We start from the raw sequence: 15,502 nt of genomic DNA on the forward strand, positions 1-15,502 counted from the left end.
AGGACGAGGAGACGGATCAATGGGGATCGAAGAGAAGCTGCCGTCGGGCATCGCCCTCACGACGGTCGAGGCGCTGGCCGGCTACATGCGCAAGGCGTCCATCTGGCCGGCGACCTTCGGGCTGGCCTGCTGCGCCATCGAGATGATGGCCGTCGGCACGCCGCACTACGACCTGGCCCGCTTCGGCATGGAGCGCTTCGCCGCGACCCCGCGCCAGGCTGACCTGATGATCGTCGCCGGCCGGGTGAGCAACAAGATGGCCCCCGTCGTGCGTCAGGTCTACGACCAGATGGCCAACCCCAAGTGGGTCATCTCGATGGGCGTGTGCGCCAGCTCCGGCGGCATGTTCAACAACTACGCGATCGTCCAGGGCGTCGACCACATCATCCCCGTCGACATCTACCTGCCCGGCTGCCCGCCCCGCCCGGAGATGCTGCTCAACGCGATCATCGAGCTGCACCAGCAGATCCAGAGCACGCCCCTGGGTGTCAACCGCGTCGCCGCCGCCCGGGCCGCGGAGCAGGCTGCCCTCGGCGCCACCCCGACGGAGCTGCAGCCCCCGACGCACGACCACGAGGGCCTGCTCGGAAGGAACCTCCTGGCATGAGCGAGATCGACAAGCCCGCCGAGGGCGTCCACCCGGACGGCGTCGGCCTGAGCGGCACCGCCAACAAGGGCTTCCCCTCGACCCAGGGTCTGACCGGCGGCAACCAGCCGGTCGAGTACAGCAATGTCGAAGGGGAGGGCGCCGGCGAGGTCGACCCGGCGCACGCCCCCGTCGTGCGCGCCGAGCGTCGCGGCATGTTCGGCGCCCGCAACGGCCAGGACACCTCCGGCTACGGCGGGCTCAAGACGACCGTCGCCTTCCCCGGCGCGAGCGAGCGCCCCTACGGCGGCTGGTTCGACGAGGTCGTCGACCGGCTCGCCGACGCCACCGGGGGCGACCTGCTCGAGCAGGTCGTCGTCCACCGCGGCGAGCTGACCCTGCACGTCGCCCGCGAGGACCTGCCGGTCGTCATGCGCGCCCTGCGCGACCGGCCGGACCTGCGCTTCGAGATGTGCATGTCGGTCTCCGGCGTGCACTTCCCGCAGGAGAGCGGGCGCGAGCTGCACGTCGCCTACCACCTGCTCTCGATCACCCACGGTGGTCGGCGGCTGCGCGTCGAGGTCACCGCCCCCGACGCCGACCCGCACATCCCGAGCATCGTCGAGACCTATCCCGCGGCCGACTGGCACGAGCGCGAGACGTGGGACATGTTCGGCGTCGTCTTCGACGGGCACCCCGCGCTCACCCGCATCCTCATGCCCGACGACTGGGCCGGGCACCCGCAGCGCAAGGACTACCCGCTGGGCGGCATCCCGGTGGAGTACAAGGGCGGCACCGTCCCGCCGCCCGACGAGCGGAGGTCGTACAACTGATGGCTACGCACACGCAGGGTGGCCGGGTCCACGCGACCCCGGGCGCCGACGACCTCGCCGAGGGCCGCATCGTCAACGTCCAGGGCGGTGACTGGGACCAGGAGATGGGCGAGCTCGGGATGAACCCCGAGGAGCGCATCGTCCTCAACATGGGTCCGCAGCACCCCTCGACGCACGGCGTCCTGCGCCTCATCCTCGAGCTCGACGGCGAGACGGTCACCGAGGCCCGCGCCGGCATCGGCTACCTCCACACGGGCATCGAGAAGAACATGGAGTTCCGCACGTGGACGCAGGGGGTGACCTTCTGCACGCGCATGGACTACCTGACGCCGATGTTCCAGGAGGCCGCCTACTGCCTCGCGGTCGAGAAGGTCCTCGGCATCACCGACGACATCCCCGAGCGGGCCAGCGTGATCCGGGTGCTCATGATGGAGCTGACCCGCATCTCGAGCCACCTCATCTGCCTCGGCACGGGTGGCATGGAGATGGGCGCGACGACGATCATGACGATCAGCTTCCGCGAGCGCGAGCGGATCCTGTCGGTCATCGAGAACATCACCGGCCTGCGGATGAACAACGCCTACATCCGCCCCGGCGGCGTCGCCCAAGACCTGCCGCACGGCGCGATCGACAAGATCCGGGAGATGGTGCCGCAGGTGCGCAAGGGCATCGGCGAGCTCGAGCAGCTCCTCCTCGAGAACCCCATCCTCAAGGGCCGCACCAAGCGCGTCGGCGAGCTCTCGCTCACCGGCTGCACCGCCCTGGGCATCACCGGCCCGGTGCTGCGCTCGACCGGTCTGCCGCACGACCTGCGCAAGCTCACGCCCTACTGCGGCTACGAGAAGTACGACTTCGACGTCATCACCCGCACGGGCGCCGACGCCTACGACCGGCTCGCGATCCGCCTGGCGGAGATGCGCGAGAGCCTCAAGATCGTCGAGCAGGTGACCGACGAGCTGCAGCGCAACCCCGGCCAGGTCATGGTCGCCGACAAGCGCGTCGCGTGGCCCTCGCAGCTCGCCGTGGGCGGCGACGGCATGGGCAACAGCCTCGACCACATCCGCGAGATCATGGGCACCTCGATGGAGGCCCTGATCCACCACTTCAAGCTCGTGACCGAGGGCTTCCGGGTTCCGCCCGGCCAGGCCTACGTCGCCGTCGAGTCGCCGAAGGGCGAGCTGGGCTGCCACGTCGTGTCCGACGGCGGCACCCGCCCCTACCGGGCCCACTTCCGGGACCCGAGCTTCAACAACCTGCAGGCCGTCGCGGCCATGTGCGAAGGGGGCAACCTCGCCGACGTCATCGTCGCGGTCGCCTCCATCGACCCGGTGATGGGAGGAGTGGACCGCTGATGTCGTCCAACTTCGGAGAGCAGACCGCCTCGGGGCACCTGCACGTGCCGTCGGAGAGCAAGGAGCCCTACCCGGCGGAGGTCCTCGAGCAGCTGTCGGCCGAGGCCGAGCAGGTCGTGGCCCGCTACCCGCAGCCGCGCTCGGCGCTGCTGCCGCTGCTGCACCTCGTGCAGAGCGTCGACGGCTACGTCACCGGTCGCGGCATCGACTTCTGCGCGAGCACGCTCGGCCTGACGACGGCCGAGGTCTCGGGCGTCGCGACCTTCTACACCCAGTACAAGCGCCACCCCAACGGCGACTACACCGTCGGCGTGTGCACCAACACCCTGTGCGCGGTCATGGGCGGCGACCAGATCTGGGAGACCGTCAGCGAGCACCTGGGCATCGGTCACGACGAGACGACCGAGGACGGCACGATCACCCTCGAGCGCATCGAGTGCAATGCCGCGTGCGACTACGCCCCGGTCGTCATGACCAACTGGGAGTTCTTCGACAACCAGACCCCGGAGTCGACGGTCCGGCTCGTCGACGACCTGCGCGCCGGCACGCCGGTGCGGCCGACCCGAGGACCCGACCGCCTGTGCACCTTCAAGCAGGTCTCGCGCGTGCTCGCCGGCTTCCCCGACGGGCTCGCCGACGAGGGCATCGGGGCGGGGGAGGCCTCCCTTCGCGGTGTGGAGCTGGCCCGACGCGAGGGCTGGACGGCACCGGGCGAAGGGGGCGACGCCGACGCGGCGACGTCCACGACCGCAGCGTCGACCGAGGGCATGGCCACCGGCGAGCAGACCTCGGTCGACACCCCGGCGAATGCGCCCGACGAGCGCCCGACGAGCGAGGGCACGGAGGCTGACAAGTGACGACGCTGACCCCGATCCTCACGAAGTTCTGGGACCACCCGCAGTCGTGGACCCTCACGACCTACGAGGACAACGACGGCTACGCCGCCCTTCGTCAGGCGCTGCAGAGCGACCCGGCGGATCTCGTCCAGGCGGCCAAGGACTCCGGCCTGCGCGGCCGTGGCGGCGCCGGCTTCCCGACCGGCATGAAGTGGGGCTTCCTGCCCCCGCCCGACGGCGGGCCCCGCTATCTCGTCGTCAACGCCGACGAGTCCGAGCCGGGCACGTGCAAGGACATCCCGCTGCTCATGGCGGCGCCGCACTTCCTCGTCGAGGGGGTGGCGATCACCTCCTTCGCCATCGGCTGCAACCACGCCTTCATCTACCTGCGCGGTGAGGTCGTCCACGTCTACCGCCGCCTCATGCGCGCGGTCGAGGAGGCCTACGCGGCCGGCTACCTCGGCAAGGACATCCTCGGGACCGGCTTCGACCTCGACGTCACGGTGCACGCGGGCGCCGGCGCCTACATCTGCGGCGAGGAGACGGCCCTGCTTGACTCCCTCGAGGGCCGTCGCGGCCAGCCGCGGCTCAAGCCGCCCTTCCCGGCCGTCGCCGGCCTCTACGCGCGACCGACGGTCGTCAACAACGTCGAGTCCATCGCCTCGGTGCCGGTCATCATCCGCAAGGGCGCCGAGTGGTTCTCCGACATGGGCACGGAGAAGTCGCAGGGCTTCGGCATCTTCTCGCTCTCGGGCCACGTCAAGCGGCCGGGGCAGTACGAGGCACCGCTCGGCATCACGCTGCGCGAGCTCATCGACATGGCCGGTGGCATGCGCGACCCCAACCACCCGCTGAAGTTCTGGACGCCGGGTGGTTCGTCGACGCCGATCTTCACCCAGGAGCACCTCGACGTGCCGCTCGACTTCGAGTCGGTCGCGGCCCACGGCTCGATGCTCGGCACCCGCGCGCTGCAGATCTTCGACGACACCGTCTCGGTCGTGCGCTGCGTCAGCCGCTGGACCGACTTCTACAAGCACGAGTCGTGCGGCAAGTGCACCCCGTGCCGCGAGGGCACGTGGTGGCTCGCCCAGATCCTCGAGCGCCTCGAGCACGGTCACGGCACGCCCGAAGACATCGACAAGCTCGTCGACATCTGCGACAACATCCTCGGCCGCTCCTTCTGCGCCCTCGGTGACGGTGCGACCAGCCCGATCACGTCGGCGGTCAAGCACTTCCGGGAGGAGTTCGAGGCCGGGTGCCACACCCCGGCGAGCGAGCTCTTCCCGCCCGCCGCCTCGACGCTCTTCCATCACGAGACCGCACAGGTGACCGCATGACCGTCGCAGACACCACCGACCAGCAGGCACCCCCGGAGCTGATCAACCTCAGCATCGACGGCGTCGCCGTCGCCGTGCCCAAGGACACCCTCGTCATCCGGGCGGCCGAGGAGGCCGGGATCGAGATCCCGCGCTTCTGCGACCACCCGCTCCTCGAGCCCGTCGGCGCCTGCCGCCAGTGCCTCGTCGAGGTCGCCACGCCCGACCGCGAGGGCAACGTCAAGCCGATGCCCAAGCCGCAGGCCAGCTGCACCATGACGGTGAGCGAGGGCATGCAGGTGCGCACCCAGCACACCTCGCCGGTCGCCGACAAGGCGCAGCAGGGCGTCATGGAGCTGCTGCTCATCAACCATCCGCTCGACTGCCCGGTGTGCGACAAGGGCGGCGAGTGCCCGCTGCAGAACCAGGCGATGAGCAACGGCCGGGCCACCTCGCGCTTCGACGACGTCAAGCGCACCTATCCCAAGCCGATCAACATCTCCTCGCAGGTGCTCCTCGACCGCGAGCGCTGCGTCCTGTGCGCCCGGTGCACCCGGTTTTCCGACCAGGTCGCCGGCGACCCCTTCATCGCGCTCGTCGAGCGCGGGGCGCTGCAGCAGGTCGGCATCTACGAGGAGCAGCCCTTCGAGAGCTACTTCTCCGGCAACACCGTCCAGATCTGCCCGGTCGGCGCGCTCACCGGTGCCGCCTACCGCTTCCGCTCCCGGCCCTTCGACCTCGTCTCGAGCCCCGACGTCTGCGAGCACTGCGCCGACGGTTGCTCCCTTCGCACCGACCACCGCCGGGGCAGCGTGCTGCGCCGCATGGCCGGCAACGACCCCCAGGTCAACGAGGAGTGGAACTGCGACAAGGGCCGCTGGGCCTTCGTCTCCGCCGACCTCGGTGACCGCTTCGAGCTGCCGATGGTGCGCGACGCCGAGGGCGAGCTGCGGGTCGCCTCGTGGCAGGAGGCCCTGGCCGTCGCGGCCGACGGGCTGCGCGCCGCACAGGGTCACGGGGTGCTCGTCGGCGGCCGGGTGAGCGTCGAGGACGCCCACGCCTACGCCACCTTCGCCCGCTCGGTGCTGCGCACCGAGCACGTCGACCACCGCGCCCGGCCGCACTCGGTCGAGGAGCGCGACTTCCTGCTGCGGCACGTCGCGGGGACGACGCCGGAGACCGGCGTGACCTTCGAGGAGGTCGGCCGGGCCAGCTCGGTCCTACTCGTCGGGCTGGAGCCCGAGGAGGAGAGCCCGATCCTCTTCCTGCGGCTGCGCAAGGCGCACCGCAAGGCGGGCACGAGCGTCTTCGCCGTCGCCCCGCTGGCGACCCGCGGCCTCGACAAGCTCGGCGGCACGCTCATCCCGTCGGCGCCCGGCACTGAGACCGAGGTGCTCACGGCGCTCACGGGCGAGATCGGGCCCGGCTCCGAGGGCGACCCGCTGACCGCGGCCCACGCCGCGCTGCGCGGCGAGCGGCCGGTCGTGCTCGTCGGCGAGCGCCTGGCCACCGTGCCCGGTGCCCTCACCGCGGCTGCCCGCCTGGCGGAGGAGACCGGGGCCCGCCTGGCCTGGGTCCCGCGACGGGCGGGGGAACGCGGCGCGATCGACGCCGGCTGCCTGCCCGGCGAGGGCGGTCTCGACACCGCCGGCATCGTCGCCGCGGCCGCTTCCGGCTCGGTCGGCGGCCTCGTCGTCGGTGGCGTCGACGCCGACGACCTCGGGGTCGCAGGTGCCCGTGAGGCCTTCGAGCGCGCCTTCGTCGTCTCCCTCGAGATCCGGCCCAGCAGCGTCACCGAGCACGCCGACGTCGTGCTGCCGGTCGCCCCGCACGCCGAGCGCGAGGGCGCCTTCGTCAACTGGGAGGGTCGCGTGCGGCCCTTCGAGGCGGCGCTGTCGACCACCGCGCTGCCCGACCACCGGGTGCTGCACATGCTCGCCGACGAGATGGGCGAGTTCCTCGGCACGCGCACGACCGCCGAGGCGCGCCGCGCGCTCGAGGTCACCGCCGCGCCCCGCGCGACCGGCGAGACCCCGCAGGTGCCGCAGGCGGACCCGGCGCAGCCCGGTGAGGGCGAGCTCGTCCTCGCCACCTGGCGCCTGCTGCTCGACAAGGGCAGCCTGCAGGACGGCGAGGCCTTCCTCGCCGGCACGGCCCAGGCGCCGCGAGCGCTCGTGTCGCCGGCGACGGCGCAGTCCTTCGGCCTCGTCGAGGGTGACCTCGTCACGGTGAGCGCCGAGGACCTGCGGGTCACCGTCCCCGTCGTCATCCGCGACATGGTCGACCACGTCGTGTGGTTGCCGACCCACTCGGAGAGCTGCGACCTGCGCAGCCTCTCCGGCCGAGCCGGAGCGATCGTCTCCGTGACGAAGGGGGGTGCGGCATGACGGGCATGACCCTCCTCGCCGCCGCAGCCGACAAGCCGGTCCCGGCGGACTTCAGCGACACCCCGCTGTGGCTCTCGCTCGTCAAGGCGCTGCTGCTCTTCGTCTACCTGCTCGTGTCGGTGCTGCTCGTCATCTGGTTCGAGCGCCGCGTCATCGGTCGCATGCAGCAGCGGCCCGGCCCCAACCGCAACGGCCCCTTCGGCCTGCTGCAGACCCTTGCCGACGGCATGAAGTCGATGTTCAAGGAGGACGTGCGTCCCAAGGCCGCCGACGCCCTGATCTTCACCATCGCGCCGGTGATCTTCGCGTCGATGGCCTTCGTCGGCTTCTCGATCATGCCGCTCGGCGGGATGGTCTGGATGTTCGGTCACCACACCCCGCTGCAGCTGACCGACCTGCCGGTCGCCGCGCTGCTCGTCCTCGCCGTCGCCGGCGTCGCGGCCTACGGCATCGTCCTCGGCGGCTGGTCCGCCGGCTCGACCTACCCGCTGCTCGGTGGCCTGCGGGCGACCGCCCAGCTGATCTCCTACGAGATCGCCATGGGCCTGGCCCTCGTCGCCGTCTTCATGTACGCGGGCTCGATGAGCACGAGCGAGATCGTCGCCGCCCAGAGCGACCTCTGGTACATCGTCCCGGCGTGCGTCTCCTTCGTCATCTACGTCATCACGATGGTCGGCGAGACCAACCGTCTGCCCTTCGACCTCGCCGAGGGTGAGGGCGAGATCGTCGGTGGTTACTTCACCGAGTACTCCGGCATGCGCTTCGCGATGTTCTTCCTCGGCGAGTACATCAACATGTTCACCGTCTCGGCCCTGGCGACGACGCTCTTCCTCGGTGGCTGGCAGGCGCCTCCCGGCATCGCCGCGATCGGCGACGGCATGCTCAACACCGGCTGGTGGGGCCTGCTGTGGTTCACCGTCAAGCTCTGGCTCTTCATGTTCTTCTTCGTCTGGCTGCGCGGCACCCTGCCCCGCACCCGCTACGACCAGTTCATGCGCTTCGGCTGGAAGTTCCTCATCCCCGTCACCGTCGCGTGGGTCATCGCCGTGGCCTTCATCCGTGGCGCCGACGCCGGCTTCTTCGGCGACGGCACGGTCGGGCTGCTCGGCCGCGAGTTCCCGATCTCCTCGCTGATCATCGTCGGCGTCCTGGGCGTCCTCGTCCTCGGCTCCACGTGGATCTGGGAGACGAAGGTCGACCAGCGCGCCCGCGAGGAGGAGGCCGCCGCCGAGGTGCCCGAGGAGGTCGACCCCTGGGCCGAGGGCTACCCCGTGCCGCCGCTGCCCGGCCAGCGCCTCGTCGAGGCGCCCCGTGGTGGGACGGCCATCGACACCCGGCCGGCACCCCCTTCGACCGAGACCAGCACCCCGTCCACCTCCGAGGAGGAGCACCGTGGCTGACGACACCGCCAAGGGAGGGTTCTTCGCAGACCTCTTCGCCCCCGTGGCCGGCTTCGGCGTGACCTTCGCGACGATGTTCCGCAAGGTCGCGACCCAGGAGTACCCCGAGGTCAAGTGGCCCACCCAGCCGCGCTTCCACGGCCGCCACCAGCTCAACCGTCACCCCGACGGTCTCGAGAAGTGCGTCGGCTGCGAGCTGTGCGCCTGGGCCTGCCCGGCCGACGCGATCCTCGTCGAGGGCCGCGGCAACGACGACGATCGGGGGCTGCGTTTCAGCCCCGGCGAGCGCTACGGGCACATCTACCAGATCAACTACCTGCGCTGTATCTTCTGCGGGCTGTGCATCGAGGCCTGCCCGACCCGGGCGCTGACGATGACCAACGAGTACGAGCTCGCCGACAACAACCGCGCCGACCTGATCTTCACCAAGGAGCAGCTCCTCGCGCCGCTCCAGGAGGGGATGCTCCCCGCGCCCCACCCGATGGTCGAGGGCATGGAGGAGCGCGACTACTACCAGGGCAAGGTCGCCACGGCCACGCCCGAGCAGCGCGAGTGGGTCGAGCAGCACGCGAGCTCGGAGGAGGGCCGATGACCGGCACCGGTGAGGCCGTCGTCTTCTGGGTCCTCAGCCTCGTCGCCGTCCCCGGCGCGCTCGCCCTGCTCTTCGCCCGCAAGGCGGTGCACGCGGCCATCGGCATGGTGACGACGATGATCGTCCTGGGCGTCTTCTACCTCCTGCAGGAGGCTCCCTTCCTCGGCGTCGTGCACATCTTCGTGTACACGGGCGCGGTGATGATGCTCTTCCTCTTCGTCGTCATGCTCGTCGGCGTCGACCACTCGTCCTCGCTCGTCGAGACGATCAAGGGCCAGCGTCTGCTCACCGTGCTCGTCTCGGTCGCCGGCCTGCTGCTGCTCTTCTCCGCCATCGGCCGGGTCGTCTACGAGGGCAACCCGACGCTCGCTGAGGTCAACGCCGACCCCGGCAACGTCGAGGCCATCGCCTACCTCGTCTTCGGTCGCTACGTGTGGCTCTTCGAGGTCACCGCCGGTCTGCTCACCGTCTCCGCGCTCGGCGCCATGGTCTTCGCGCACCGCGAGCGGATCATCGCCAAGCCGACCCAGCGTGAGTGGATGGAGCGCCGCTTCCGCGAGGGCAAGCACCTCTCCGGTCTTCCGGTCCCGGGCGTCTACGCGCGGCACAACGCCGTCGACACCCCGGCCCTGCTGCCCGACGGCAGCATCTCCGAGCTCTCGCTCAACCGCGTGCTCGTCGCCCGTGACCAGGTGACGACCCCGACGCGCTACCGCCAGCTCGAGGACACCGAGACCACCACCGAGGGAGGTGAGCAGCAGTGAGCCCGATGAACTACATCTACCTCGCGACGATCCTCTTCGTGATCGGTGGCGCGACCGTCCTGCTGCGACGCAACGCGATCATCGTCTTCATGGGTGTCGAGCTCATGCTCAACGCCGCCTCGCTCGCCTTCGTCACCTTCGCCCGTATGCACGGGTCGGTCGAGGGGCAGGTCATCGCCATGTTCGTCATGGTCGTGGCCGCCGCCGAGGTCGTCGTCGGACTGGCCATCATCATGGCCGTCTTCCGTGCCCGCCGCTCGGCCTCGGTCGACGACGCCAACCTGCTGAAGCTGTAAGGAGCCACCTTGCTCACCGACATCGCCTGGCTCCTCGTGGCCCTGCCCCTCCTCGGGGCGGCGCTGCTGCTCCTCGGCGGCCGCCTCACGGACTCCTTCGGGCCGCTGCTCGCGACCGCCCTGTCCTGGGGCTCCTTCCTCGTCGGCGCCGCCATCTTCGTCTCGATGCTCGGCACCTCCGCGGAGGAGCGCTCCGGCACCGTGCAGCTGTGGGACTGGGTCCCCGCCGGCAGCATCGACGTCACCGCCGGGCTGCTCGTCGACCCGCTCTCGGTCGCCTTCGTCCTGCTCATCACCTTCGTCGGGTCGCTCATCCACGTGTACTCGCTCGGTTACATGGAGCACGACCCCGACAAGCGGCGCTTCTTCGCCTACCTCAACCTCTTCGTCGCGTCGATGCTCCTGCTCGTCCTCGCCGACTCCTACCTGCTGCTCTTCGTTGGCTGGGAGGGCGTGGGTCTGGCCTCGTGGCTGCTCATCGGCTTCTGGAACCACAACCCCGCCTACGCCACGGCGGCCAACAAGGCCTTCATCGCCAACCGCATCGGCGACGTCGGCCTGATCCTCGCGATGACGCTCATGCTCGCGACCTTCGGCACCGTCGACTTCGCAGCGGTCGACGCCGCGGTCGGCGGCGCGGGGGAGGGCGTGCTCACCGCGATCGGCCTGCTGCTCCTGCTCGGCGCCTGCGGCAAGTCGGCGCAGTTCCCCCTGCAGTCCTGGCTGGGCGACGCGATGGCGGGCCCGACCCCGGTCTCGGCCCTCATCCACGCCGCGACGATGGTGACCGCCGGTGTCTACCTCGTCGTGCGCAGCCACCACATCTTCGACGCGGCGCCGAATGCCCAGCTCGCGGTCGTGGTCGTGGGTGCGATCACCCTCGTCTACGGGGCGATCGTCGGCTGCGCCAAGGACGACATGAAGAAGGCGCTCGCCGCCTCGACGATGAGCCAGATCGGCTACATGATGCTCGCCGCCGGTCTCGGCCCGGTCGGCTACGCCTTCGCGATCTTCCACCTCGTGACGCACGGCTTCTTCAAGGCCGGCATGTTCCTCGGTGCCGGCTCGGTCATGCACGGCATGGGCGACCAGGTCGACATGCGCCGCTTCGGCGGGCTGTCGACGGTCATGAAGATCACCTGGGTGACCTTCGGCCTGGGCTGGCTCGCGATCCTCGGGGTTCCCCCCTTCGCCGGCTTCTGGAGCAAGGACAAGATCATCGAGGCCGCCTTCGTCGGCGAGGGCTGGCGGCCGTGGGTCTTCGGACTCGTCGCGCTGCTCGGCGCCGGCATCACGGCCTTCTACATGTCGCGCCTGTTCTTCATGACCTTCCACGGCAAGCGGCGCTGGACCGACGACGTCCACCCGCACGAGTCGCCCCTGACGATGACGATCCCGATGATGGTCCTCGCGGTCGGCTCGGCCCTGCTGGGTCTCGTCCTCGCGACCGTCGCCCCGATCACGACCTGGCTCGAGCCGGTCCTCGGCCACGTCGAGCACCACGAGCCGGTGCTGCCGGTGCCGGTCCTCATGGCGGGCACGCTGCTCGTCGTGGCCGTCGGCGCCGTCTGGGCCTGGCTGGTCTACGGCCGCGACGAGGTCCCCGTCGTCGCGCCGGCCGGCAGCGCGCTCACCCGGGCGGCTCGCGCCGACCTCTACCAGGACGAGCTCAACTCGACCCTGCTGCAGTGGCCCGGCATCGGGCTCACCCGGGGTCTGACCTCCTCCGACCGTGAGCTCGTCGACGGCTCCGTGCTGAGCCTGTCGCGCGCGATCGAGACGACCTCCTCCTGGCTGCGCACGGCCCAGAACGGCTACGCGCGCTCCTACGCCCTGACGATGCTCACCGGCGTCGTCGTCTTCCTCGGTGCACTGTGGGTGATCAACTGATGGACAACCTGCCCTGGCTGACCCTGCTCATGGTCGTGCCGCTCGTCGGCGCGCTCGTGGTGGCGGTCCTCCCTTCGCGCAGTGCGCAGCTCGCCCGACCCATCGCCCTCGGGGTCTCCCTGCTCACCCTCGTGCTCGGCATCGTCGCGACCGCGACGAGCTTCACCCGCGGCAGCAGCGAGCAGTTCCAGATGGTCGAGCGCCACGACTGGATCCCGCAGTTCGGCGTCAGCTACGCCCTCGGCGTCGACGGCATCTCGCTCGCCCTGATCCTCATGGCGCTCGTGCTCGTGCCGGTGTGCATCCTCGCCGCGTGGGACGACGCGCCCGAGGGCGGCGCCTGGCACAAGGGCTACTTCGCCCTGCTGCTCTCGCTCCTGCCCTTCATGATCGGGGTCTTCTCCGCGATCGACGTCTTCCTCTTCTACGTCTTCTTCGAGGCCATGCTCATCCCGGTCTACTTCCTCATCGGGATGTACGGCGGCGCCCACCGCCAGGCCGCGGCGATGAAGTTCCTCCTGTTTTCCCTCGCGGGTGGGCTGATCATGCTCGTCGGCGTCATCGCCCTCTACCTCCAGGGCCCGGGCGGGTCCGAGGGCTTCCTCGTCGAGCGGCTCACCGGCCTCGAGATCGGCGGCTCGGCCGAGCGCTGGATCTTCGTCGCCTTCTTCATCGCCTTCGCGGTCAAGGCGCCGATGTGGCCGGTGCACACCTGGCTGCCCGACGCCGCCGCGGCCTCGCGGCCCGCCGTCGCGACGCTGCTCGTCGGCGTCCTCGACAAGGTCGGCACCTACGGGATGATCCGCTTCTGCCTCCAGCTCTTCCCCGAGGCGAGCCAGTGGGCGACGCCGGTCGTCGTCACCCTCGCGGTGATCTCGATCCTCTACGGCGCGATCCTGGCGATCGGCGAGCGCGACATGATGCGCCTGATCGCCTTCACCTCGGTGAGCCACTTCGGCTTCATCGTCCTGGGCATCTTCGCCTTCACGTCCGTCTCGCAGTCGGGCGCGAACTTCTACATGGTCAACCACGGCTTCGCGACGGCCGGCCTCTTCCTCGTGGCCGGCATGCTCATCGCCCGCCGCGGCAGCCAGCGCATCGACGACTACGGCGGCTGGCAGCGCGCCACCCCGTGGCTGGCCGGCTCCTTCCTCATCGCCGGGCTCGCCACCCTGTCGCTGCCGGGTCTGTCGACCTTCGTCTCCGAGTTCCTCGTCATCGCCGGGTCCTGGTCGCGCCAGCCGGTCGCGACGGCCTTCGCGGTGTGGGGCGTCGTCCTCGCCGCGATCTACGTGCTGCTCATGTACAAGCGGATCTTCACCGGCCCGCCGCCGGTCGTCGTCGGTGACGCCGAGGCCGGGGCCGAGGCCGGAGCCGACGACCTCGCCGTCGCCGCCCGGACGCAGGAGGCCACGCCGGCCGCCGCCGAGCTGCCCTACGTGCGGGCCGACCTCGACGAGGGCGTCACCCCGGCCCGGCTGTCCGCGCCGCTGCGCGACCTCGGCTGGCGGGAGAAGGCCGTCGTGGCCCCCGTCGTCGTGGCCCTCGTCGTGCTCGGCTTCTTCCCCAAGCCGGTGCTGGACACCCTCGACCCGGCGGTCGAGCGGACCCTCCAGATCGTCGGCGTCAGCGACCCGGCCCCGTCCGTCCCCGCCGACGCCGGCTCGACCTCCGGGAGTGACCACTGATGACCCTGACCGTGCCCACGGCCTTCGAGGCCGCCGACATCAGCTACCAGGCGCTCTCGCCGATGATCGTCCTGCTCGTCGGGGCCTTCGTCGGGGTCCTCGTCGAGGCCTTCGCGCCGCGCAGCACCCGCCACCTCGCGCAGGTCGTCGTCTCGGTCGCCACGATCGTCATCGCCTTCGTCGCGCTCGTCGTCACCGGTGACTCCGCCGGGGTGACCGTCGGCGGCACCGTCGCCGTCGACGACCCGACCCGATTCATGCAGGGTGCGCTGCTCGTCCTCGGGCTGCTCGGCCTGCTCGTCATGGCCGACCGGCTCGGCGGCGACACCGCCGATGCCTTCACCCCGATGGGGGCCGCGAGCCCGGGCTCGGCGCTCGAGTCCCAGGCCGCGCGCAAGGGCTGGTCGACGACCGAGGTCTTCCCGCTCGCGCTCTTCGCCCTCGCGGGCATGCTGCTCTTCCCCGCGGCCAACGACCTGCTGACGATGTTCGTCGCGCTCGAGCTGCTGTCGCTGCCGCTCTACCTCATGTCGGGTCTGGCCCGCCGCCGACGTCTGCTCTCGCAGGAGGCGGCCCTGAAGTACTTCCTCCTCGGCGCCTTCTCGTCGGGCTTCTTCCTCTTCGGTGCGGCCCTGCTCTACGGCTACGCCGGCTCCATCGACCTGGCCCGCATCGCCGCTGCCGCGTCGACCTCGACCGGCGACCTCGAGGGGCTGCTCCTGCCGGGCGTCGTCATGGTCCTCGTCGGCCTGCTCTTCAAGGTCGGCGCCGTTCCCTTCCACTCGTGGACCCCCGACGTCTACCAGGGCGCCCCGACCCCGGTCACCGGATTCATGGCCGCGTGCACCAAGGCCGCGGCCTTCGGTGCCCTGCTGCGTCTGATCTACGTCGGCCTCGAGACCACCCGCTGGGAGTGGCGGATGGGCGTCGTCGTCATCGCCGCCCTGACGATGGTCATCGGCGCGGTGCTGTCGGTGACCCAGACCGACATCAAGCGGCTGCTCGCCTACAGCTCGATCGCCCACGCCGGCTTCATCCTCGTCGGACTGATCAGCTTCGACCGCACGGCGGTCGAGGGTGTGCTCTTCTACGTCGTCGCCTACGGCATCACGACGATCGCCGCCTTTGCGGTCGTCAACCTCGTGCGCGAGCGCGGTGCCGAGGCGACCCACCTGTCGCAGTGGGCCGGGCTCGGCCGGGCGCACCCCTACATCGCCGGGACCTTCGCGCTCTTCATGCTCGCCTTCGCCGGCATCCCGCTGACCTCCGGCTTCACGGCCAAGGTCGCCGCCTTCATCCCGGCGGTCGAGCACGGTGGGCTCTCCGGTGTCCTGCTCGTCGTCATCGGCGTGCTCATGTCGGCCGTCACCGCCTTCGTCTACATCCGCCTCATCGTGCTGATGTTCTTCACCGAGCCGGGCGGTGAGGTCACCGTCGCGGCCCCGGCTACGCTGTCCCTCGTCGTCATCGGCATCGGCGTCCTCGCGACGATCGCTCTCGGTGTCTTCCCCGGTCCGCTCCTGGAGCTGGCCCAGCAGTCCAGCGTCTTCATCCCGAGGTGA

At 70.5% G+C, this 15,502-nt stretch carries 13 protein-coding genes; all 13 read left to right on the forward strand.

Going from position 1 to position 15,502, the window contains the following annotated elements; translation table 11 throughout:
- Window positions 1-19 precede the first annotated feature (19 nt).
- From ACQBJO_RS02700 to nuoN, 13 genes are read left to right on the forward strand one after another with little or no spacing between them, the layout of a single operon-like run.
- Window positions 20-607 carry a NuoB/complex I 20 kDa subunit family protein gene (locus tag ACQBJO_RS02700; RefSeq protein ID WP_255185270.1) on the forward strand — a complete coding sequence of 196 codons (588 nt, stop codon included), beginning with the start codon at window positions 20-22 and terminating at the stop codon, window positions 605-607.
- Window positions 604-1,419, forward strand: coding sequence for an NADH-quinone oxidoreductase subunit C (locus tag ACQBJO_RS02705; RefSeq protein WP_421007241.1), 816 nt, complete (start codon window positions 604-606; stop codon window positions 1,417-1,419). The genes ACQBJO_RS02700 and ACQBJO_RS02705 overlap by 4 nt, the downstream gene beginning before the upstream one ends.
- Window positions 1,419-2,771: an NADH-quinone oxidoreductase subunit D gene (locus tag ACQBJO_RS02710; RefSeq protein WP_255185272.1), complete on the forward strand. Its 1,353-nt coding sequence runs from the start codon at window positions 1,419-1,421 to the stop codon at window positions 2,769-2,771. The genes ACQBJO_RS02705 and ACQBJO_RS02710 overlap by 1 nt, the downstream gene beginning before the upstream one ends.
- Window positions 2,771-3,628, forward strand: a complete 858-nt coding sequence (nuoE, locus tag ACQBJO_RS02715; protein ID WP_421007240.1) for an NADH-quinone oxidoreductase subunit NuoE — start codon at window positions 2,771-2,773, stop codon at window positions 3,626-3,628. Before ACQBJO_RS02710 ends, nuoE begins: the two co-directional genes overlap by 1 nt.
- Entirely contained in the window at window positions 3,625-4,944 is a 1,320-nt protein-coding gene (gene nuoF, locus ACQBJO_RS02720) for an NADH-quinone oxidoreductase subunit NuoF (protein WP_421007239.1), read from the forward strand. Before nuoE ends, nuoF begins: the two co-directional genes overlap by 4 nt.
- The gene (locus ACQBJO_RS02725) at window positions 4,941-7,310 is read left to right on the forward strand and encodes an NADH-quinone oxidoreductase subunit G (protein ID WP_421007238.1); all 2,370 of its coding nucleotides are present in this window, start codon (window positions 4,941-4,943) and stop codon (window positions 7,308-7,310) included. The genes nuoF and ACQBJO_RS02725 overlap by 4 nt, the downstream gene beginning before the upstream one ends.
- Window positions 7,307-8,710 (forward strand): NADH-quinone oxidoreductase subunit NuoH, encoded by a 1,404-nt coding sequence (nuoH, locus tag ACQBJO_RS02730; protein ID WP_421007237.1) that lies wholly within the window; start codon window positions 7,307-7,309, stop codon window positions 8,708-8,710. The genes ACQBJO_RS02725 and nuoH overlap by 4 nt, the downstream gene beginning before the upstream one ends.
- Window positions 8,703-9,302 carry an NADH-quinone oxidoreductase subunit NuoI gene (nuoI, locus tag ACQBJO_RS02735; RefSeq protein ID WP_421007236.1) on the forward strand — a complete coding sequence of 200 codons (600 nt, stop codon included), beginning with the start codon at window positions 8,703-8,705 and terminating at the stop codon, window positions 9,300-9,302. Before nuoH ends, nuoI begins: the two co-directional genes overlap by 8 nt.
- Window positions 9,299-10,066 (forward strand): NADH-quinone oxidoreductase subunit J, encoded by a 768-nt coding sequence (locus tag ACQBJO_RS02740; RefSeq protein WP_255185278.1) that lies wholly within the window; start codon window positions 9,299-9,301, stop codon window positions 10,064-10,066. Before nuoI ends, ACQBJO_RS02740 begins: the two co-directional genes overlap by 4 nt.
- The gene (nuoK, locus tag ACQBJO_RS02745; protein WP_084449949.1) at window positions 10,063-10,362 is read left to right on the forward strand and encodes an NADH-quinone oxidoreductase subunit NuoK; all 300 of its coding nucleotides are present in this window, start codon (window positions 10,063-10,065) and stop codon (window positions 10,360-10,362) included. The genes ACQBJO_RS02740 and nuoK overlap by 4 nt, the downstream gene beginning before the upstream one ends.
- Window positions 10,363-10,371: 9 nt before the next feature.
- Entirely contained in the window at window positions 10,372-12,252 is a 1,881-nt protein-coding gene (gene nuoL / locus ACQBJO_RS02750; protein WP_421007235.1) for an NADH-quinone oxidoreductase subunit L, read from the forward strand.
- Complete coding sequence (locus ACQBJO_RS02755; protein ID WP_421007234.1) at window positions 12,252-13,940, forward strand: NADH-quinone oxidoreductase subunit M; 1,689 nt, start codon at window positions 12,252-12,254, stop codon at window positions 13,938-13,940. Before nuoL ends, ACQBJO_RS02755 begins: the two co-directional genes overlap by 1 nt.
- Window positions 13,940-15,502: an NADH-quinone oxidoreductase subunit NuoN gene (nuoN, locus tag ACQBJO_RS02760; RefSeq protein WP_421007233.1), complete on the forward strand. Its 1,563-nt coding sequence runs from the start codon at window positions 13,940-13,942 to the stop codon at window positions 15,500-15,502. The genes ACQBJO_RS02755 and nuoN overlap by 1 nt, the downstream gene beginning before the upstream one ends.

Origin of the sequence: Janibacter zhangyanbonis, from assembly GCF_050507325.1 — a bacterium.
Lineage (GTDB): Bacteria > Actinomycetota > Actinomycetes > Actinomycetales > Dermatophilaceae > Janibacter.

Excerpts from the sequence above, each read along its gene's own strand:
- ACQBJO_RS02755 (WP_421007234.1), top strand. The coding sequence starts at position 12,252 with ATGGACAACCTGCCCTGGCTGACCCTGCTCATGGTCGTGCCGCTCGTC.
- ACQBJO_RS02705 (WP_421007241.1), top strand. The coding sequence starts at position 604 with ATGAGCGAGATCGACAAGCCCGCCGAGGGCGTCCACCCGGACGGCGTC.
- ACQBJO_RS02740 (WP_255185278.1), top strand. The coding sequence starts at position 9,299 with ATGACCGGCACCGGTGAGGCCGTCGTCTTCTGGGTCCTCAGCCTCGTC.
- nuoE (WP_421007240.1), top strand. The coding sequence starts at position 2,771 with ATGTCGTCCAACTTCGGAGAGCAGACCGCCTCGGGGCACCTGCACGTG.
- nuoH (WP_421007237.1), top strand. The coding sequence starts at position 7,307 with ATGACGGGCATGACCCTCCTCGCCGCCGCAGCCGACAAGCCGGTCCCG.
- ACQBJO_RS02725 (WP_421007238.1), top strand. The coding sequence starts at position 4,941 with ATGACCGTCGCAGACACCACCGACCAGCAGGCACCCCCGGAGCTGATC.
- nuoN (WP_421007233.1), top strand. The coding sequence starts at position 13,940 with ATGACCCTGACCGTGCCCACGGCCTTCGAGGCCGCCGACATCAGCTAC.
- ACQBJO_RS02710 (WP_255185272.1), top strand. The coding sequence starts at position 1,419 with ATGGCTACGCACACGCAGGGTGGCCGGGTCCACGCGACCCCGGGCGCC.
- ACQBJO_RS02700 (WP_255185270.1), top strand. The coding sequence starts at position 20 with ATGGGGATCGAAGAGAAGCTGCCGTCGGGCATCGCCCTCACGACGGTC.